General features: G+C 40.8%; 17 protein-coding genes and 1 tRNA gene. 15 read left to right on the top strand and 3 right to left on the bottom strand.

From position 1 onward, the window contains the following. Positions 1–69: 69 nt before the first annotated feature. Positions 70–157, bottom strand: a tRNA-Ser gene (locus L0P31_RS07075). 161 nt (positions 158–318) lie between these two features. Here L0P31_RS07075 and L0P31_RS07070 point away from each other — a divergent pair. The 4 genes from L0P31_RS07070 to L0P31_RS07055 all read left to right on the top strand — a co-directional run bounded on the left by L0P31_RS07070 (position 319) and on the right by L0P31_RS07055 (position 6,414). Next, a complete protein-coding gene (locus tag L0P31_RS07070; protein WP_000920654.1) occupies positions 319–1,059 on the top strand; it encodes a DeoR/GlpR family DNA-binding transcription regulator in 741 nt (246 codons plus the stop codon). After that, positions 1,056–1,967 (top strand): 1-phosphofructokinase, encoded by a 912-nt coding sequence (gene pfkB, locus L0P31_RS07065; RefSeq protein WP_070527933.1) that lies wholly within the window; start codon positions 1,056–1,058, stop codon positions 1,965–1,967. The genes L0P31_RS07070 and pfkB overlap by 4 nt, the downstream gene beginning before the upstream one ends. After that, entirely contained in the window at positions 1,964–3,916 is a 1,953-nt protein-coding gene (locus L0P31_RS07060) for a PTS fructose transporter subunit IIABC (RefSeq protein WP_238096298.1), read from the top strand. Before pfkB ends, L0P31_RS07060 begins: the two co-directional genes overlap by 4 nt. 194 nt (positions 3,917–4,110) lie before the next feature. Further along, positions 4,111–6,414 (top strand): DNA translocase FtsK, encoded by a 2,304-nt coding sequence (locus L0P31_RS07055; RefSeq protein ID WP_337926984.1) that lies wholly within the window; start codon positions 4,111–4,113, stop codon positions 6,412–6,414. Positions 6,415–6,458: 44 nt separating this feature from the next. Here the strand turns inward: L0P31_RS07055 and L0P31_RS07050 are convergent, their stop codons facing one another. Then, positions 6,459–6,890 carry a DUF6556 family protein gene (locus tag L0P31_RS07050; RefSeq protein WP_238096296.1) on the bottom strand — a complete coding sequence of 144 codons (432 nt, stop codon included), beginning with the start codon at positions 6,888–6,890 and terminating at the stop codon, positions 6,459–6,461. Between the two features lie 138 nt (positions 6,891–7,028). On the opposite strand from L0P31_RS07050, the gene L0P31_RS07045 reads away from it, so the two are divergent. From L0P31_RS07045 to L0P31_RS07005, 9 genes are all read left to right on the top strand, one after another. After that, a complete protein-coding gene (locus L0P31_RS07045) occupies positions 7,029–8,171 on the top strand; it encodes a cysteine desulfurase family protein (protein WP_238096294.1) in 1,143 nt (380 codons plus the stop codon). Between the two features lie 8 nt (positions 8,172–8,179). Beyond that, on the top strand, positions 8,180–9,394 hold the full coding sequence (gene thiI, locus L0P31_RS07040) for a tRNA uracil 4-sulfurtransferase ThiI (protein WP_084924208.1): 1,215 nt from the start codon (positions 8,180–8,182) through the stop codon (positions 9,392–9,394). Between the two features lie 136 nt (positions 9,395–9,530). Then, complete coding sequence (locus L0P31_RS07035) at positions 9,531–10,355, top strand: alpha/beta hydrolase (RefSeq protein ID WP_084924210.1); 825 nt, start codon at positions 9,531–9,533, stop codon at positions 10,353–10,355. Positions 10,356–10,375: 20 nt separating this feature from the next. Then, positions 10,376–11,116 carry an esterase family protein gene (locus L0P31_RS07030; protein ID WP_084924211.1) on the top strand — a complete coding sequence of 247 codons (741 nt, stop codon included), beginning with the start codon at positions 10,376–10,378 and terminating at the stop codon, positions 11,114–11,116. Positions 11,117–11,128: 12 nt separating this feature from the next. After that, positions 11,129–12,295 carry an ATP-grasp domain-containing protein gene (locus L0P31_RS07025; RefSeq protein ID WP_049546709.1) on the top strand — a complete coding sequence of 389 codons (1,167 nt, stop codon included), beginning with the start codon at positions 11,129–11,131 and terminating at the stop codon, positions 12,293–12,295. Positions 12,296–12,453: 158 nt separating this feature from the next. Next, positions 12,454–13,359, top strand: a complete 906-nt coding sequence (gla, locus tag L0P31_RS07020) for an aquaglyceroporin Gla (RefSeq protein WP_049546710.1) — start codon at positions 12,454–12,456, stop codon at positions 13,357–13,359. 123 nt (positions 13,360–13,482) lie between these two features. Further along, complete coding sequence (locus tag L0P31_RS07015; RefSeq protein ID WP_049516567.1) at positions 13,483–14,208, top strand: CppA N-terminal domain-containing protein; 726 nt, start codon at positions 13,483–13,485, stop codon at positions 14,206–14,208. Further along, the gene (locus L0P31_RS07010; protein ID WP_078238377.1) at positions 14,205–15,140 is read left to right on the top strand and encodes a serine hydrolase domain-containing protein; all 936 of its coding nucleotides are present in this window, start codon (positions 14,205–14,207) and stop codon (positions 15,138–15,140) included. Before L0P31_RS07015 ends, L0P31_RS07010 begins: the two co-directional genes overlap by 4 nt. An 8-nt stretch (positions 15,141–15,148) precedes the next feature. Then, entirely contained in the window at positions 15,149–16,045 is an 897-nt protein-coding gene (locus L0P31_RS07005; RefSeq protein WP_238096292.1) for a DMT family transporter, read from the top strand. A 42-nt stretch (positions 16,046–16,087) separates the two neighbouring features. Here L0P31_RS07005 and L0P31_RS07000 read toward each other — a convergent pair whose 3' ends face one another. After that, positions 16,088–16,786 carry a GntR family transcriptional regulator gene (locus L0P31_RS07000; RefSeq protein ID WP_000936192.1) on the bottom strand — a complete coding sequence of 233 codons (699 nt, stop codon included), beginning with the start codon at positions 16,784–16,786 and terminating at the stop codon, positions 16,088–16,090. Between the two features lie 141 nt (positions 16,787–16,927). Here L0P31_RS07000 and guaA point away from each other — a divergent pair, with 141 nt between their 5' ends. Both guaA and L0P31_RS06990 read left to right on the top strand, forming a co-directional pair. Then, positions 16,928–18,490, top strand: coding sequence for a glutamine-hydrolyzing GMP synthase (gene guaA, locus L0P31_RS06995; protein WP_238096290.1), 1,563 nt, complete (start codon positions 16,928–16,930; stop codon positions 18,488–18,490). 526 nt (positions 18,491–19,016) lie between these two features. After that, on the top strand, positions 19,017–21,195 hold a 2,179-nt coding region (locus L0P31_RS06990; RefSeq protein WP_238096288.1), incomplete at its 3' end, for a G5 domain-containing protein.

Here is a 21,195-nt window from a genome sequence, read left to right as displayed (position 1 = left end):
CCGAGTTATAAAACAAGCATATAAGAAAAAAGATACCCAAGATTTCTTGGGTATCTTTTTTAAAATAAACGGAAGACATGGGATTCGAACCCACGCACGCTGTTACACGCCTACCGCGTTTCCAACACGGCCTCTTAAGCCTCTTGAGTAATCTTCCAATACTTACTCAAATAGTCTACCATAAAGGCCCTTATCTTGCAATAAAAATTCTAGAAATAAGGAAAATGATAGATTTTGAAAGAAAATGATAAAAAATGCTTGACTTTTAAATAAAGTGTGATAGAATGAATAGTGTAAACGATAACAGGAGGTGATTCGGTGTTAAAAACAGAGCGGAAGCAACTGATTTTAGAGGAGTTAAATCAACATCATGTAGTTTCTCTAGAAAAATTAGTTAGTTTGCTAGAGACCTCAGAATCAACGGTTCGAAGAGATTTGGATGAGTTGGAAGCGGAAAACAAGCTTCGTCGCGTACATGGTGGAGCAGAATTGCCTCACTCTTTGCAGGAAGAAGAAACCATTCAAGAAAAATCTGTCAAAAACCTTCAAGAGAAGAAGTTGCTGGCTCAGAAAGCAGCCTCTCTCATCAAGGAACAAGATGTCATCTTTATCGATGCTGGAACAACAACTGCTTTTTTGATTCATGAATTGGTCAATAAGAATGTTACAGTCGTGACCAACTCGATTCACCATGCCGCACAGTTGGTTGAAAAGCAGATTCCAACTGTCATGGTTGGAGGAAGTGTCAAGATGGCAACAGATGCTAGCATCGGGGGCGTTGCTCTTAACCAGATTAACCAATTGCACTTTGATCGTGCCTTTATCGGGATGAATGGTGTGGACGATGGCTATTATACAACTCCTGATATGGAAGAGGGTGCTGTGAAGCGCGCTATTTTAGAGAATGCCAAACAGACCTATGTCTTGGTTGATTCGTCAAAAATTGGACAAACTTGCTTTGCCAAGGTAGCACCACTCAAACGAGCTATTGTTATCACAAGTCAAGGGCATGAGCTCTTGCAGGCTATTAAGGAGAAAACGGAGGTAATAGAAGTATGATTTATACAGTCACACTCAATCCATCCATTGACTATATCGTTCGTTTGGACCAAGTCCAAGTCGGTAGTGTCAATCGAATGGATAGTGATGATAAGTTTGCTGGAGGGAAAGGAATCAATGTCAGTCGTGTCTTGAAACGCTTGGATATTCCAAATACAGCGACTGGATTTATCGGAGGTTTTACTGGTAAATTTATCACAGATACTTTGGCTGATGAAGCAATCGAGACACGTTTTGTCCAAGTGGCAGAAGATACTCGTATCAATGTTAAAATCAAAGCAGACCAAGAGACAGAAATCAACGGAACGGGTCCAAATGTCGAACCAGCCCAGTTAGAAGAATTGAAAGCTATTTTATCTAGTCTGACAGCAGATGATACGGTTGTGTTTGCGGGTTCGAGTGCTAAAAACCTAGGAAATGTCATCTACAAGGATTTGATTGCCTTGACGCGGCAGACTGGTGCTCAAGTGGTTTGTGACTTTGAAGGACAGACCTTGATTGATAGTTTGGACTACCAGCCACTTTTGGTCAAACCAAATAATCACGAGCTTGGAGCGATTTTTGGAGTGAAACTCGAAAGTTTAGATGAAATTGAGAAATACGCTCGAGAACTCCTAGCTAAAGGTGCTCAAAATGTGATTATCTCTATGGCTGGTGATGGTGCCCTTCTTGTCACATCTGAGGGAGCTTACTTCGCCAAACCTATCAAGGGAACAGTCAAAAATTCAGTTGGAGCTGGTGACTCTATGGTTGCTGGATTTACAGGTGAATTTGTCAAATCTAAAGATGTAGTAGAATCCTTCAAATGGGGAGTTGCTTGTGGAACAGCAACGACATTCTCAGATGACTTGGCAACGGCAGAATTTATTAAAGAAACATATGAAAAAGTTGAGGTAGAAAAACGATGAAAATTCAAGACCTATTGAGAAAAGATGTCATGTTGCTGGATTTGCAGGCAACTGAAAAAACAGCTGTCATCGACGAGATGATTAAAAGTTTGACAGACCACGGTTATGTAACAGATTTTGAAACATTTAAAGAAGGAATTTTGGCGCGTGAAGCTCTCACTTCTACTGGTCTGGGTGATGGAATCGCAATGCCTCACAGCAAAAATGCTGCTGTAAAAGAAGCGACTGTTCTCTTTGCTAAATCAAACAAGGGTGTTGACTATGAAAGTTTAGATGGACAACCAACTGACCTCTTCTTCATGATTGCTGCTCCAGAAGGCGCCAATGATACTCACTTGGCAGCCTTGGCAGAATTGTCTCAATACTTGATGAAAGATGGCTTTGCTGATAAACTTCGTCAAGCAACATCAGCTGACCAAGTTATCGAACTTTTTAACCAAGCTTCAGAAAAAGCTGAGGAGCCAGTTCAAGCACCTACCAATGACTCTGGTGACTTTATCGTTGCTGTTACAGCTTGTACAACAGGTATTGCCCACACTTACATGGCTCAAGAAGCCCTTCAAAAAGTGGCTGCTGAAATGGGTGTTGGAATCAAGGTTGAAACCAACGGTGCTAGCGGTGTTGGAAACCAACTAACTGCTGAGGACATCCGCAAGGCTAAAGCTGTTATCATAGCTGCAGACAAGGCGGTTGAGATGGATCGTTTCGATGGCAAACCATTGATCAATCGTCCAGTGGCTGACGGGATCCGTAAAACAGAAGAATTGATTAACTTGGCTCTTTCAGGAGAAGCGGAAGTCTACCGTGCCGCTAATGGTGCAAAAGCTGCAACAGCCTCTAACGAAAAACAAAGCCTTGGTGGTGCCTTCTACAAACACTTGATGAGTGGTGTATCTCAAATGTTGCCATTTGTTATTGGCGGTGGTATCATGATTGCCCTTGCCTTCTTGATTGACGGCGCTTTGGGTGTTCCAAATGAAAAACTTGGCAATCTTGGTTCTTACCATGAGTTAGCTTCTATGTTCATGAAAATTGGTGGTGCAGCCTTTGGATTGATGCTCCCAGTCTTTGCAGGTTATGTTGCCTACTCTATCGCTGAAAAACCAGGTTTGGTAGCAGGTTTCGTGGCTGGTGCTATTGCTAAAGAAGGTTTTGCCTTTGGTAAAATTCCTTATGCCGCAGGTGGTGAAGCAACTTCAACTCTTGCAGGTGTCTCATCTGGTTTCCTAGGTGCCCTTGTTGGTGGATTTATCGCAGGTGCTTTAGTTCTTGCTATCAAGAAATACGTTAAAGTTCCTCGTTCACTTGAAGGTGCAAAATCAATCCTTCTCTTGCCACTTCTTGGAACAATCTTGACTGGATTTGTCATGCTAGCTGTGAATATCCCAATGGCGGCAATCAACACTGCTATGAATGACTTCCTAGGCGGTCTTGGAGGAGGTTCAGCTGTCCTTCTTGGTATCGTTCTTGGAGGAATGATGGCTGTCGATATGGGTGGACCAGTCAATAAAGCGGCTTATGTCTTTGGTACAGGTACGCTTGCAGCAACTGTTTCTTCAGGTGGTTCTGTGGCTATGGCAGCAGTTATGGCTGGAGGAATGGTGCCACCACTTGCCATCTTTGTCGCAACTCTTCTCTTTAAAGACAAATTTACTAAGGAAGAACGCAACTCTGGTTTGACCAACATCATCATGGGCTTGTCATTTATCACTGAGGGAGCGATTCCATTTGGTGCCGCTGATCCAGCTCGTGCGATCCCAAGCTTCATCCTTGGTTCAGCAGTAGCAGGAGGCCTCGTTGGTCTTACTGGTATCAAACTCATGGCACCACACGGAGGAATCTTCGTTATCGCGCTTACTTCAAATGCTCTTCTTTACCTCGTTTCAGTCTTGGTAGGAGCAATCGTAAGTGGTGTGGTCTATGGTTATCTACGTAAACCCCAAGCATAAAACTTATACTCTTCGAAAATCAAATTCAAACCACGTCAGCATCGCCTTGCCGTACTCAAGTACAGCCTGCGGCTAGCTTCCTAGTTTGCTCTTTGATTTTCATTGAGTATTAGATATAAAATGAAAAGATTGGACCGTTTGGTGCAGTCTTTTTCTCTTTCCGAAATGCTTGTGAAATATGGTATAATAGAAGAATGGCAAACAAGAATACAAGTAAAACAAGACGGAGACCGTCTAAAGCAGAACTCGAAAGAAAAGAAGCGATTCAACGAATGTTGATTTCGTTGGGAATCGCCCTTTTATTGATTTTCGCAGCCTTCAAATTAGGGGCTGCGGGTATAACTCTTTACAATTTAATTCGCTTGCTGGTGGGTAGCCTAGCTTATCTGGCAATATTTGGTATCCTGCTCTACCTCTTCTTTTTCAAGTGGATACGAAAACAGGAAGGACTCCTATCAGGCTTTTTAACCATATTTGCTGGTTTGCTCTTGATTTTCGAGGCTTACTTGGTTTGGAAATATGGTTTGGACAAGTCCGTTCTAAAAGGAACCATGGCTCAGGTTGTGACGGATTTAACTGGTTTTCGAACGACCAGTTTTGCTGGTGGAGGCTTGATTGGTGTTGGACTCTATGTGCCAACAGCCTTTCTCTTCTCAAATATCGGCACTTACTTTATTGGTTCTATCTTGATTTTAGCAGGCGCTCTCCTAATCAGTCCTTGGTCTGTTTACGATATTGCTGAATTTTTCAGTAGAGGCTTTGCCAAATGGCGAGAAGGGCATGAGCGTCGAAAAGAGGAACGCTTTGTTAAACAAGAAGAAAAAGCTCGCCAAAAGGCTGAGGAAGAGGCTAGATTAGAACAAGAAGAGGCTGAAAAAGCCTTACTCGATTTGCCTCCTATTGATATGGAAACAGGTGAAATTCTGACAGCAGATGTTGTGCCTGACGTTCCACCTTTTCCAGAAGAAGAGTGGGTAGAACCAGAAATCATCCTGCCTCAAGCTGAACTTGAATTCCCTGAACAGGGAGATAACTCTGATGACGAAGATGTTCAGGTCGATTTTTCAGCCAAGGAGGCTCTTGAATACAAACTTCCAAGCTTACAACTCTTTGCACCGGATAAACCCAAAGACCAGTCTAAAGAGAAGAAAATCGTTCGGGAAAATATCAAAATCTTAGAAGAAACCTTTGCTAGTTTTGGTATTAAGGTAACGGTTGAACGGGCTGAAATTGGGCCGTCAGTGACCAAGTATGAAGTCAAGCCAGCAGTCGGTGTACGGGTTAACCGCATTTCCAATCTAGCAGATGACCTCGCTCTAGCCTTGGCAGCCAAGGATGTCCGGATTGAGGCTCCAATACCTGGTAAATCCTTAGTCGGGATTGAGGTTCCTAACTCTGAGATTGCGACGGTATCCTTCCGCGAACTATGGGAACAATCTCAAACGAAAGCAGAAAATCTCTTAGAAATTCCTCTAGGAAAGGCAGTTAATGGCACCGCAAGAGCTTTTGACCTTTCCAAGATGCCCCACTTGCTAGTTGCAGGTTCAACGGGTTCAGGGAAGTCAGTAGCTGTTAACGGCATTATCGCTAGCATCCTCATGAAGGCGAGACCTGACCAAGTTAAGTTTATGATGGTCGATCCTAAGATGGTTGAGTTGTCTGTTTACAATGATATTCCCCACCTCTTGATTCCAGTCGTGACCAATCCACGTAAGGCCAGCAAGGCTTTGCAAAAGGTCGTGGATGAAATGGAAAATCGTTATGAACTCTTTGCCAAGGTTGGAGTTCGTAATATTGCAGGCTTTAATGCCAAGGTAGAAGAGTTCAATGCCCAGTCTGAGTACAAGCAAATTCCGCTACCGCTCATTGTCGTGATTGTGGATGAGTTGGCTGACCTTATGATGGTTGCCAGCAAGGAAGTGGAAGATGCCATCATTCGTCTTGGGCAGAAGGCGCGGGCTGCAGGTATCCACATGATTCTTGCAACCCAGCGTCCATCCGTTGATGTCATCTCTGGTCTGATCAAGGCCAATGTCCCATCTCGAGTGGCTTTTGCGGTATCATCAGGTACAGACTCGCGCACCATCTTGGATGAAAATGGAGCTGAGAAACTGCTTGGTCGAGGAGATATGCTCTTTAAACCAATCGATGAAAATCATCCAGTTCGTCTCCAAGGATCCTTTATCTCGGATGATGATGTTGAACGCATCGTAAACTTTATCAAGGCTCAGGCAGATGCGGACTACGATGAGAGTTTTGATCCAGGTGAGGTTTCTGAAAATGAAGGTGAATTCTCAGATGGTGAAACTGGTGGAGATCCGCTTTTTGAAGAAGCCAAAGCTTTGGTCATTGAGACCCAGAAAGCCAGCGCATCTATGATTCAGCGTCGTTTGTCAGTTGGATTTAATCGTGCGACCCGTCTCATGGAAGAGCTTGAGATAGCAGGTGTCATTGGTCCAGCTGAAGGTACCAAACCAAGAAAAGTTTTACAACAATAAAAAAATAGCTTCTTTCCAAGTTTGGAAGGAGGCTATTTTAGTGATTATTGATTAGTTTTATTTTCCGAAGTTGGAGTATTATTGGACTGTTTTTCATTATCAGCGGCAGGTTTACTTGGAGTAGGAGTAGAAGAATCCTGAGTTGCTGCTTTCTGCTCTTCTTTTTTCTCTTCCTTGACGCTAGATTTTGGTGTTTCCTCTTGCTGTGTTTTTTCTTGAGAAGTGTTATTTTCCTTATTGGGACTAGTGTTTTCCTGAGGGGATTCCTTTTGAATTTCTTTGACAATTGTTGTCGTCTGGCTTGTCGTAGGTTCTTTTTTAGTATTTTTATTATTATCCAAGGCGTTCATGATAGTGATACTTGCAGTAATTAAGCCAAGGATACTACCGATAGTGGCAACAGTTTTTTGAAAGACCGTAAAGCCTTTTTTGATGTGTTCTGTTTTTGGTTTTGAAGTTCTACGATAATTAGACATACATTCTCTCCTTTAATTAAAATTTATTATACCGCATTTCTTTAAAAAAATCTTAAAAAAAGAGGAATTGCCCTTTCTTGTCGCAAGCTCCGTTTCATGATACAATAGAAGGAGTGATTTTAGAAAGTGTGAGAAAACATGATTTACTTTGATAATTCGGCGACGACCAAGCCCTATCCTGAAGCCCTTGAAACTTATATGCAGGTCGCTTCAAAAATTTTAGGAAATCCATCTAGTCTCCATCGTTTGGGAGACCAAGCAACACGAATCTTAGATGCTTCTCGGCAACAGATTGCAGATTTAATCGGTAAGAAAAGCGATGAAATCTTCTTTACTTCTGGTGGGACAGAAGGAGATAACTGGGTCATCAAGGGTGTGGCCTTTGAAAAGGCTCAGTTTGGAAAGCACATCATTGTATCAGCCATTGAACATCCGGCAGTCAAAGAGTCAGCCCTTTGGTTGAAATCTCAAGGTTTTGAAGTGGATTTTGCTCCAGTTGATAACAAAGGATTTGTGGATGTTGAGGCGTTAGCAGGTTTGATACGACCTGATACGACCCTCGTTTCCATCATGGCAGTAAACAATGAAATTGGCTCGATTCAACCTATTCAAGCTATTTCAGAACTGTTAGCAGACAAGCCGACTATTTCCTTCCACGTTGATGCGGTTCAGGCGCTTGCCAAGATTCCGACTGAAAAGTATCTGACAGAACGAGTGGATTTCGCGACTTTCTCTGGTCACAAGTTCCACGGAGTTCGTGGTGTTGGTTTTGTCTATATCAAGTCTGGCAAGAAGATTACGCCTCTTTTAACAGGTGGGGGTCAGGAACGTGATTACCGTTCGACAACTGAAAATGTGGCAGGAATTGCAGCGACAGCCAAGGCTCTCCGTTTATCTATGGAAAAGCTAGATATCTTTACTAGTAAGACAGGGCAGATGAAGGCAGTGATTCGTCAAGCACTTCTGGACTATCCAGATATTTTTGTCTTTTCAGATGAGGAAGACTTTGCTCCTCATATTCTGACTTTTGGAATCAAAGGTGTTCGTGGTGAGGTTATTGTTCACGCTTTTGAAGACTATGATATTTTCATCTCAACGACCTCAGCTTGTTCATCTAAGGCAGGAAAACCAGCCGGAAGCCTGATTGCCATGGGAGTGGATAAGGATAAGGCTCAGTCAGCTGTGCGTCTTAGTCTAGACCTTGAAAATGATATGAGTCAGGTCGAGCAGTTTTTGACCAAGTTAAAATTAATTTACAACCAAACTAGAAAAGTAAGATAGGAGCATTCATGCAGTATTCAGAAATTATGATTCGCTACGGAGAGTTGTCAACCAAGGGTAAAAATCGTATGCGTTTCATCAATAAACTTCGCAATAATATTTCAGACGTTTTGTCTATCTATCCCCAAGTTAAGGTAACGGCAGATCGTGACCGTGCCCACGCATACCTCAATGGCGCGGATTACACAGCAGTTGCAGAATCGCTTAAGCAAGTCTTTGGAATTCAAAACTTTTCCCCTGTTTATAAGGTTGAAAAATCTGTAGAAGTTCTGAAGTCTGCTGTCCAAGAGATTATGCAGGACATCTACAAAGAAGGCATGACCTTTAAAATTTCTAGCAAGCGTAGCGACCACACCTTTGAACTTGATAGTCGTGAACTCAACCAAACACTTGGAGGAGCTGTTTTCGAAGCCATTCCAAATGTGCAAGCTCAAATGAAAAGTCCTGACATCAATCTTCAGGTGGAAATCCGTGAAGAAGCAGCCTATCTTTCTTATGAAACTATTCGTGGGGCTGGTGGTTTACCAGTTGGAACTTCAGGTAAAGGGATGCTTATGTTGTCAGGAGGGATTGACTCACCTGTAGCAGGTTATCTTGCACTTAAGCGTGGAGTGGATATTGAGGCTGTTCACTTTGCAAGTCCACCATACACGAGTCCTGGTGCTCTTAAAAAAGCCCAAGATTTGACTCGTAAATTGACCAAGTTTGGGGGAAATATCCAGTTTATCGAAGTTCCTTTTACAGAGATTCAAGAGGAAATTAAGGCTAAAGCGCCAGAAGCCTACCTCATGACCTTGACACGACGTTTTATGATGCGGATTACTGACCGTATCCGTGAGGTACGAAATGGTTTAGTAATTATCAACGGGGAAAGTCTTGGTCAAGTAGCAAGCCAAACCCTCGAAAGCATGCAGGCTATCAATGCAGTTACCAACACTCCCATCATCCGTCCAGTTGTGACAATGGATAAGTTGGAAATCATTGACATTGCTCAGGAAATTGACACCTTTGAAATTTCTATCCAGCCTTTTGAAGACTGTTGTACCATTTTTGCGCCAGATCGTCCGAAAACAAATCCTAAGATTAAGAATGCGGAGCAGTACGAAGCGCGTATGGATGTTGAAGGATTAGTAGAGCGAGCTGTGGCTGGAATCATGATTACTGAGATTACACCGCAGGCTGAAAAAGATGAAGTGGATGACTTGATTGACAATCTGCTCTAATCAGAAAATCCAGAAGAATTTAGAAAAAGAGATGAAAAAGTTAGTTTTTAATTCCAAAAGTGGAAGCAAAACTAACTTTTTTTCTATAATTGTGATATAATAAAATAAAATTTTGAATATAGAGAGTTTTCTGACAATGAATCTATCCTACTTTTATTTAAAAATGAAAGAACACAAACTCAAGGTTCCTTATACAGGTAAGGAACGCCGTGTACGTGTTCTTCTGCCTAAAGATTATGAGAAAGACACGGATCGTTCCTATCCTGTTGTTTACTTTCATGACGGGCAAAATGTTTTTTATAGCAAGGAGTCTTTCATTGGACATTCATGGAAGATTATCCCAGCTATTAAGCGTAATCCTGATATCAGTCGCATGATTGTCGTCGCCATTGACAATGATGGTATGGGGCGGATGAATGAGTATGCGGCTTGGAAGTTCCAAGAATCTCCTATCCCAGGACAGCAATTTGGCGGTAAGGGCGTGGAGTATGCTGAGTTTGTTATGGAGGTGGTCAAGCCATTTATCGATGAGACCTACCGTACTAAAGCTGACTGCCAGCATACGGCTATGATTGGGTCTTCACTAGGAGGCAATATTACCCAGTTTATCGGTTTGGAATACCAAGACCAAATTGGTTGCTTGGGCGTCTTTTCATCTGCCAACTGGCTCCATCAAGAAGCCTTTAATCGCTACATCGAGCGCCAGAAACTATCGCCTGACCAGCGTATCTTTATCTATGTTGGAACTGAAGAAGCAGATGATACGGACAAGACCCTGATGGCTGGTAATATCAAACAAGCCTATATCGATTCGTCTCTTCGGTATTACCATGATTTGATAGCAGGTGGGGTACACTTAGATAATCTTGTCTTGAAAGTTCAATCTGGTGCCATCCATAGTGAAATCCCTTGGTCGGAGAATTTACCAGACTGTCTGAGATTTTTTGCAGAGAAATGGTAAGTTAAGAAAGGAGAAAGCCAATGCATATTGAAAACCTCAGCCACTGGAGTGGTCACCTCAACCGTGAAATGTACCTTAACCGTTATGGACATGCTGGGATTCCAGTTGTGGTCTTTGCTTCATCAGGTGGTAGTCACAACGAATACTATGATTTTGGCATGATTGATGCCTGTGCTTCCTTTATCGAGGAAGGCCGTGTCCAGTTCTTTACCCTATCCAGTGTAGATAGTGAGAGCTGGTTGGCCACTTGGAAAAAAGGTCACGATCAAGCAGAGATGCACCGTGCCTACGAACGCTATGTGATTGAGGAGGCTATTCCTTTTATCAAGCATAAGACAGGTTGGTTTGATGGTATGATGACGACAGGTTGCTCGATGGGCGCCTACCATGCTGTCAATTTTTTCCTCCAGCATCCAGATGTCTTTACCAAAGTGATTGCTCTTAGTGGTGTTTACGACGCACGTTTCTTTGTTGGCGATTACTACAATGACGATGCTATTTATCAAAACTCGCCAGTAGATTATATCTGGAATCAGAATGACGGCTGGTTTATTGACCGTTACCGTCAGGCAGAGATTGTGCTGTGTACGGGGCTTGGTGCCTGGGAACAAGACGGTCTTCCATCTTTCTACAAGCTTAAAGAAGCCTTTGACCAGAAACAAATTCCAGCCTGGTTTGCTGAATGGGGACACGATGTCGCCCACGACTGGGAATGGTGGCGCAAACAAATGCCTTATTTCCTTGGAAATCTCTATTTATAAAAGGAGTTACCTATGAATTACCTTGTTATTTCTCCCTACTATCCGCAAAACTTTCAACAGTTTACCATTGAACTAGCTAATAAAGGCATCACAGTATTGGGAATTGGTCAAGAACCATACGAGCAATTGGATGAACCTTTACGCAATAGCCTGACCGAGTATTTCCGTGTGGACAATCTTGAGAACATAGACGAAGTCAAACGTGCTGTAGCCTTTCTTTTCTATAAACATGGCCCAATTGACCGCATTGAGTCTCATAATGAATACTGGCTTGAGTTGGATGCAACACTCAGAGAACAATTCAATGTCTTTGGTGCCAAACCAGAGGATCTCAAAAAGACGAAATTTAAGTCTGAAATGAAGAAACTCTTCAAAAAAGCAGGTGTCCCTGTGGTACCTGGAGCTGTTATCAAGACGGAAGCAGATGTTGATCAAGCAGTGAAAGAAATTGGTCTTCCAATGATTGCCAAACCTGATAATGGAGTTGGAGCAGCCGCAACCTTTAAGCTCGAGACAGAAGATGATATCAATCACTTTAAGCAAGAATGGGACCATTCGACCGTTTATTTCTTTGAAAAATTTGTTACTTCTAGTGAAATCTGTACCTTTGACGGGCTCGTAGACAAGGATGGTAAGATTGTCTTCTCAACGACTTTTGACTACGCCTATACACCGCTTGATCTCATGATTTACAAGATGGACAATTCCTACTATGTTCTTAAGGATATGGATCCCAAATTACGTAAATATGGTGAGGCCATTGTCAAGGAATTTGGTATGAAAGAACGGTTCTTCCATATTGAGTTCTTCCGTGAAGGGGACGACTACATTGCCATTGAGTACAATAACCGTCCTGCAGGTGGTTTTACCATTGATGTTTATAACTTTGCCCATTCTTTGGATCTTTATCGTGGCTATGCTGCTATTGTCGCAGGAGAAGAGTTCCCAGCGTCAGACTTTGAAGCTCAATATTGTTTAGCTACATCCCGTCGTGCAAATGCTCACTATGTTTATTCTGAGGAGGACTTGCTTGCCAAATACAGTCAGCAGTTCAAAGTTAAAAAAATCATGCCAGCAGCCTTCGCGGAACTTCAAGGAGATTACCTTTATATGCTGACAACTCAGAGTCGACAAGAAATGGAACAGATGATTGCAGATTTCGGACAACGTCAAGAATAAGAACTATCGGATTAAGGAGAATGACCTTCTTAATCCTTTTGCTTTTTATAAGAAATAAAACCGCTTTCTTATATATTCTTTTAGAAAACCTGTTGCTAAAAGATATAAAAATTGATAGAATAAGGATTGTCTAAAAAATTTTAAGGAGAATCTATCAAATGGATTTCACATGGGCAATTAAATATGCCACTGAATTTTTGGGAACTGCTATTTTGGTCATTCTTGGAAATGGTGCAGTTGCCAACGTTGAACTTAAAGGTACGAAAGGTCACCAAAGTGGCTGGATCGTTATCGCTGTTGGTTACGGTATGGGGGTTATGATCCCAGCCTTGATGTTTGGTAACGTATCAGGTAACCACATCAACCCAGCCTTCACTCTTGGACTTGCGATCAGCGGTCTCTTCCCTTGGGCACAAGTTGCACCTTATATCATCGCACAAGTTTTGGGTGCTATCTTTGGTCAAGCCTTGGTTGTGGCAACACACCGCCCATACTACTTGAAAACTGAAAATCCAAACAACATCTTGGGTACTTTCTCAACCATTTCAAGTTTGGATAATGGTACAAAAGAATCACATTTTGCAGCAACTGTTAATGGTTTTGTAAATGAGTTTGTTGGTTCATTTGTTCTTTTCTTTGCAGCTCTTGGAATGACTAAAAACTTCTTTGGTGCTGAACTAGTATCAAAAGCACAAGCGGCTATTAATGCTCAAGTTGCACAAGCAACTACTCAAGGTCAAACCATTCCTCAAGAACAAGTAACAGCAGCACTTGACCAAGCTAAAGAACAAGTAGCACCATTTATGACATCTGGTCTTGGAATTGCTCACTTGGCACTAGGTTTCCTAGTTATGGCCTTGGTAACATCACTTGGTGGACCTACAGGACCTGCCTTGAACCCAGCCCGTGACTTGGGACCACGTCTCCTTCATGCTTTCCTTCCAAAATCAGTTCTTGGTGAGCACAAAGGTGATTCAAAATGGTGGTACTCTTGGGTACCAGTAGTAGCACCGATCGCAGCAGCAATTGCCGCAGTAGCTATCTTCAAATTCCTTTACCTATAAGAAATTGAAACCGAGGAAATCCTCGGTTTTTTAGATGAAATTTTACGAAAAAAAGGTAAATCTGAGCATAATTTCTTGTAAAAAATTCTAAAATCCTTTAAAATAAAAGAGTTGGAGGAATTTATGAATGTAAATCAGATTGTACGGATTATTCCTACTTTAAAAGTTAATAATAGAAAATTAAATGAAACATTTTATATAGAAACCCTTGGCATGAAGGCCTTGTTAGAAGAGTCAGCCTTTCTGTCACTAGGTGATCAAACAGGTCTAGAAAAGCTGGTTTTAGAAGAAGCTCCAAGTATGCGCACTCGTAAGGTAGAGGGAAGAAAAAAACTAGCTAGATTGATTGTCAAAGTGGAAAATCCCTTAGAAATTGAAGGACTCTTATCTAAAACAGATTCGATTCATCAATTATATAAAGGTCAAAACGGCTACGCTTTTGAAATTTACTCTCCAGAAGATGATTTGGTTTTGATTCATGCGGAAGATGACAGAGAAAATCTAGTAGAAGTAGGAGAAAAACCTGAATTTCAAACAGATTTGGAATCAATTTCTTTGAGTAAATTTGAGATCTCTATGGAATTACACCTCCCAACGAATATTGAAAGTTTCTTGGAACTATCTGAAATTGGGGCATCACTTAATTTTATCCCAGCACAGGGGCAGGATTTGACTGTAGACAATACGGTTACTTGGGACTTATCTATGCTCAAGTTCTTGGTCAATGAACTAGATATAGAAAGTCTGCGCCAGAAGTTTGAGTCTACTGAATATTTTATTCCTAAGTCTGAAAAATTCTTCCTTGGAAAAGATAGAAATAACGTTGAATTGTGGTTTGAAGAAGTATGAAGTGGACCAAGATTATTAAAAAAATAGAAGAACAAATCGAGGCAGGGATTTATCCCGGAGCCTCTTTTGCGTATTTTAAGGACAATCAATGGACGGAGTTCTATTTAGGTCAGAGTGATCCAGAGCATGGCTTGGATACTGAGACAGGACTGCTTTATGACCTAGCCAGTGTCAGCAAGGTTGTTGGGGTAGGTACTGTTTTTACCTTCTTGTGGGAAAAAGGTAAATTAGATATTGACAGACCGGTAACAGATTTTTTACCAGAGAGTGATTATCCAGACATCACTATTCGCCAGCTCTTAACTCACGCTACAGACCTTGATCCGTTTATTCCCAATCGTGATCTTTTAACAGATTCAGAATTAAAGGAAGCGATGTTTCATCTCAATAGACGAAATCAGCCAGCCTTTCTTTATTCGGATGTCCATTTTTTGCTGTTGGGTTTTATTTTGGAAAGAATCTTTAATCAAGACTTGGATGTGATTTTACAAGAACAAGTTTGGAATCCTTGGAGAATGACGGAAACCCAATTTGGGCCTGTTGAGCATGCTGTTCCAACAGTTAGAGGTGTCGAGGAAGGTCTGGTACATGATCCCAAGGCTCGCCTTCTGGGCAGACATGCAGGTAGTGCTGGTTTATTTTCTACTGTAAAGGATTTACAAATCTTTTTAGAACATTATTTAGCAGATGATTTTGCAAGAGATTTGAGTCAAAATTTTTCTCCTTTGGATGACAAGGAACGTTCTTTAGCATGGAATTTGGAAGGAGATTGGCTAGACCATACGGGCTATACAGGTACCTTCATCATGTGGAATCGGCAGAATCAAGAAGCGGCTATTTTTCTATCGAATCGTACCTATGAAAAGGATGAGAGGGCTCAATGGATTGTAGACCGCAATCAAGTGATGGACTTGATTCGTAAAGAAGAGTAAGGAGAGACATGTCAAACAGTTTAAAAGGGACTATATTAACAGTTGTGGCTGGGATTGCTTGGGGCTTGTCAGGAACGAGTGGCCAATACCTGATGGCACATGGAATTTCGTCTCTGGTTTTAACTAACTTACGACTTTTAATCGCCGGTGGGATTCTCATGGTCTTGGCTTATGCTACTGCAAAGGATAAAATGCTGGCCTTTTTAAAGGATAGAAAGAGTTTGCTGTCTCTTCTCATTTTTGCTCTAATTGGCCTCTTCCTCAATCAATTCGCCTATCTAACTGCTATTCAGGAGACCAATGCAGGAACCGCGACGGTGCTTCAGTATGTTTGTCCTGTTGGGATTTTAATTTATAGCTGTATCAAGGATAAGGTGGCGCCGACACTGGGAGAGATTGTTTCTATCATATTAGCCATCGGAGGAACCTTCCTGATCGCAACACATGGGCAGTTGGACCAGTTATCTATGACACCTGCAGGTCTGTTCTGGGGCCTCTTTTCTGCTCTGACTTACGCCCTGTATATCATTTTGCCCATAACCTTGATTAAGAAGTGGGGTAGCAGTTTGGTCATTGGTGTGGGAATGGTCATAGCTGGTTTGGTCGCCCTTCCTTTTACAGGGGTTCTACAGGCCAATATACCGACTAGTCTTGATTTTCTCCTTGCTTTTGCGGGCATTATCCTTATCGGGACTGTCTTTGCCTATACAGCGTTCTTAAAAGGAGCCAGTCTGATTGGACCAGTTAAGTCAAGTTTGTTGGCTTCAATTGAGCCAATCTCGGCGGTTTTCTTTGCCTTCCTAATTATGAATGAACAATTTTATCCTATTGATTTTCTTGGCATGGCAATGATATTGTTTGCTGTAACTCTGATTTCTTTGAAAGATTTACTCTTAGAGAAATAAAAAAGACTCTTTGTCCGTGACAGAGAGTTTTTGCATAGTAATCTAATTATTTTCAAGATAAAATTCAAAGCGTTCGCCTACATACTGACTTTTTACGTATTCAAAAGCAGTACCATCTTCTAGGTAGGAAACCTGAGTCAAACCAAGAATAGCATGTCCTTTTTCAACTTCCAAATAGTGGGCAATCTTTTCTTTAGCAAGGCGAGCATAAATAGTCTGTTGAGATTTGCCTATACGGTAGCCGTGTTTTTGCAAGGTTTGGAAGAAATGACTGGTGATTTCTTCTTTTTTAAAGTCCTTAATGAATTTTTCAGGAATAGAAGCAACTTCATAAACCAGAGGAACTTGGTCGGCATAGCGAACACGTTCCATTCGGATAATATTTTCGGTAGGAGAAATTCCTAGCTTGGCAACTTCCTGTTCATTGGGAATGGTTTTTCTGTAGGAAATGAGTTGGCTAGAGGGTACTTTACCTTGGGACTTAACAATTTCAGTAAAACTGGTTGTCCCTCTCATCTTTTCTTGTACACGTGTACTGGATACAAAGGTGCCACTTCCTACACGGCGCTCTAAAACTCCTTCTTCGACCAAGAGGGAAATAGCTTGTCGGAGGGTCATGCGACTGACCTCAAACTGCTCTGCTAAATCTCTTTCACTGGGAAGTCTCTCACCAATAGCCCAACGATGTTCGTCAATATCCTTTTTAATCTGATCATGGATTTTCATATAAGCGGGTAGCATATTTTTCACTTCATTTCTATCTTTTCTCTATTGTACCCCAATAAACTAGAAAAAGTCAAACTTCGCCTTGTTTAGTTGATAATTCGCCCTTATTTGTGATAGAATATTGAAAAAAGATATTTCTTTTGAGAAAGGAAAAAGATGAGCAACATTTCAACTGATTTGAAAGATGTAGAAAAAATCATCGTATTGGACTATGGTAGCCAATACAACCAGCTGATTTCACGCCGTATCCGTGAGATTGGTGTTTTTTCAGAACTAAAGAGCCATAAAATTTCAGCTGCTGAAGTTCGTGAAATCAATCCTGTAGGAATTATCCTATCAGGTGGTCCAAACTCTGTATACGAAGATGGTTCATTCGATATTGACCCAGAAATCTTCGAACTCGGAATTCCTATTTTGGGAATTTGTTACGGTATGCAGTTATTGACCCATAAACTTGGAGGAAAAGTTGTCCCTGCAGGTGATGCTGGAAATCGTGAATACGGTCAATCAACTCTTACACACACACCATCAGCTCTTTTTGAATCAACACCAGACGAGCAGACTGTTTTGATGAGCCATGGTGATGCGGTTACTGAGATTCCTTCTGACTTTGTTCGTACTGGAACATCAGCTGACTGCCCTTATGCAGCCATTGAAAACCCAGATAAACACATTTACGGTATCCAATTCCACCCAGAAGTTCGTCATTCTGTATACGGAAATGATATCCTTCGTAACTTTGCACTTAACATTTGTAAGGCTAAAGGCGACTGGTCAATGGATAACTTCATTGATATGCAGATCCAAAAAATTCGTGAAACCGTCGGTGATAAACGTGTCCTTCTTGGGCTATCAGGTGGTGTTGACTCTTCAGTTGTTGGAGTTCTTCTCCAAAAGGCTATTGGCGATCAATTGATCTGTATCTTCGTGGATCACGGTCTTCTTCGTAAAGGAGAAGCGGACCAAGTTATGGACATGCTTGGTGGTAAGTTTGGTTTAAATATCGTCAAAGCAGACGCCGCTAAACGTTTCCTTGACAAACTTGCTGGCGTTTCTGACCCTGAACAAAAACGTAAAATCATCGGTAACGAATTTGTGTATGTCTTTGATGACGAAGCAAGCAAGCTCAAAGATGTGAAATTCCTTGCTCAAGGTACTTTATATACAGACGTGATTGAGTCTGGTACGGATACAGCTCAAACTATCAAGTCACACCACAACGTGGGTGGTCTTCCAGAAGACATGCAGTTTGAATTGATTGAACCACTCAACACTCTCTATAAAGATGAAGTTCGTGCCCTTGGTACAGAGCTTGGTATGCCAGACCATATCGTATGGCGCCAACCATTTCCAGGACCAGGACTTGCTATCCGTGTCATGGGTGAAATCACTGAAGAGAAACTAGAAACCGTTCGTGAATCAGACGCTATCCTTCGTGAGGAAATTGCTAAAGCAGGTCTTGACCGCGATATCTGGCAATACTTCACAGTGAACACAGGCGTTCGTTCAGTCGGTGTTATGGGTGACGGTCGTACATATGACTACACGATTGCAATCCGTGCTATCACCTCTATCGATGGTATGACAGCTGACTTTGCAAAGATTCCTTGGGATGTCCTTCAAAAGATTTCTGTACGTATCGTAAACGAAGTGGACCACGTTAACCGCATCGTCTATGATATTACAAGTAAACCACCTGCAACAGTTGAGTGGGAGTAAAGCTATAAATACTTTACTCTTATAGTAAATGAAAAATAAGGATTTCGAGAGAACAAAATCGTTCTCTCTTTTTTTAGCTGAATATTTTAAGTAAAAGGTTAAGCTATTCTTTCATAAAACAAGACAGAATGGTTGCCTCCAAAGTAAAGTCTCATCATAAGAGAACAGTTATATTCTCTGGATCTACTTTTGAGATGGTAAAAATAGATATACTGATATCCATTCCTTTTATCATATCCTTGATTTCTTAAGTTTTAAAGACAGTTTAATCAGGATTCCTTATATATATCGATTAAGAAATAAATAATCTGTCTTGAATCCTACCATAGATGTATAAAGAGTCATTTTGTTTTTTTGTTTTGTATCAGTATCAATCCGTTCTGATATTGTTTTTTGAATTTTAGAAAATTCTAGTACAGTAGTTAGGAAGTTTTTATAAATTTATTATATTTAATTCTTGAGTTGATACCTTTACTTTTTTAGTTAATTATGTAATAATATTAACAATACAAATAAATGAAAGTTGGTGTTTCTATTGCATAAAGCAGTAAAACAAGAAAAAGGTCATGGCTATCTCCGTAAAACTAAGTTAGGTTTGTTAAGTGGCATTATCCTAACGACTGCTTTAGGGAGTTTATTTTTAAATGGGATTGTAAGCGCTGACGAACAACCAAATTCAAGTACACCTCCTAATGCAGCACAGACTCCTCCTAGCGAAACTGTGGTTCAAAGTGAGTATGAAACGAGTACAACACATACGGTAAAAGAAACCGAGTTAAAAGCTAAAGTTGAAGAAGTAAAAGCTTTAGGGGTTAAGGTTACAGAAACACCCACTGAAAATGTAGGTGTTGCAAATAGTTCTTCTGAGGTTACACATTTACGCGCAACTGCTGAAGAAAAAGTAGATGCTCAAATTCGTGATTTAGAGTCTGCAAAAGCTGAACAAGAACAAGTGAAAGCGGATAGAGTTAAGATTGATGAGTTTAAAAATACTCTTATCAATGCTAATTATATTAAAGTAAAAGCTAGATTAGTTTCTCAGGTAAATAGTCGAGATATCGATGAAGATGTCTCGAAAGAAGCGTCAGTTAGCCCGATTACATCAAGTAGCGGTGAAATTCGGTATTTGAAAGCGAATGAATTGGAGTTAACTGATTCTCAAGGTTTGTATAATGCAGTATCGAAACCAACTACTGAGGAAGTTACAGAAACATTTATTAAGGTACCTGCTCGAATTGGAATTACAGATAAATATGCAACAAATCGTGTGAATATCGGGTATCCTGCTCGTATAGTGGAACTAACTCCAAACACTGTGTATAGTTACACCATCACACCTCGTTCAGATAGTGTTTTATCTAGTATTTACGGTATCGGTAGTATTGAGACAACTGCTAAATTTGAGTATACACTACCTGAAAAAACCAAACTTTACGCTACATTTAGCAGTAAACCTGTTGAGACTCATGTAATTATTAAAAACTTAACTCGACGTGCTGAAAATCATACTGATTTCATTGGTTACACTCGAACTTATACTTATAAGGATAAGCAAGGAAATATTATTCCAATTAAAGATTTATATGCGAAATTCTTAGATGTCCAAGGTTTTAAGGGGAAAGGGGATATAACGTCTTCTGATATTCCAAAATCTAAATTATCCGAGTTTGAAGTACGTTCAGCTGGTGCTGATTACACTTATAGACAAGAAACATCTTTACTTGGAGAAAATACAATTTCTCAAAAAGAGTACATTGCTAGTAAAGTAGTTCCTAATAAACGTAATCAGTTTACACCTCGCATTGTTTATGCATCAAATCTCCAAAGAGTTGAATTGACAGATACAGAAAAAGCAATCAACGGTGTGTCTCGCACTTTCCATACTGTTACTTATACAGAAGTTCAAAACAAAGGTTTAGTGACTCAGAAGTTTGTAAACGAACAAGGTGTTGAAATTGCACCTAGTGTTAAATCTGAACTTAAAGAAGTAGGTTCTGAGGTATCTTTAACTCATCCGACCGATTTGGACTTTGAGAACAAGCGTTATACCTTTAAAGAACAAGACAAACAAGATATTACAGAGATTGTGAAAGGTGAAACTGTCATTACCTATGTGTATAAACAGAAGTATGAGAATAACTTACCACCTGTAGAAACAGAAACAAAAATTCCAATTACAACAACTTATGTAGAAGACAAAACAATCGACTATGGTACGGAAATTGTTGAATCGAACGGTAGCGAAGGTAAAATTGTAACTACAACACCTAAAATTGTGAATGAACTTGATGGTATTGTAACTGACGGTAAGCCGACTGAAAAAGAAACTCCTATGGTACCAAAAGTAGTTAAAGTAGGTACTAAACCTAAAGTTGTAGAAACAACTACTCCATATACAACACGTTATGTAGAAGATAATACAAAAGATAAAGACTATCGAGAAGTAACAAGAACTGGTAAAGCTGGTAAAACAACTACTACAATAACTTATACCTTGGATCCTAATACAGGAGCAGTAACACCGAATGAACCAACCACGATTACTGAAGAAGCAGTAGAAGAAGTTATCACAGTCGGTACGAAACCAAAGGTTGAGGCACCAAAGGTTGAAACGCCAAAAGTTGAAACGCCAAAAGTTGAAACACCAAAGGTTGAAACACCAAAGGTTGAAACACCAAAGGTTGAAACACCAAAGGTTGAAACAC

Source organism: Streptococcus mitis (assembly GCF_022137125.1).
Lineage (GTDB): Bacteria > Bacillota > Bacilli > Lactobacillales > Streptococcaceae > Streptococcus > Streptococcus mitis_CE.
The sequence above is the reverse complement of the archived record's forward strand: the minus strand, read 5'-3'. Positions and strand labels throughout refer to the sequence as shown.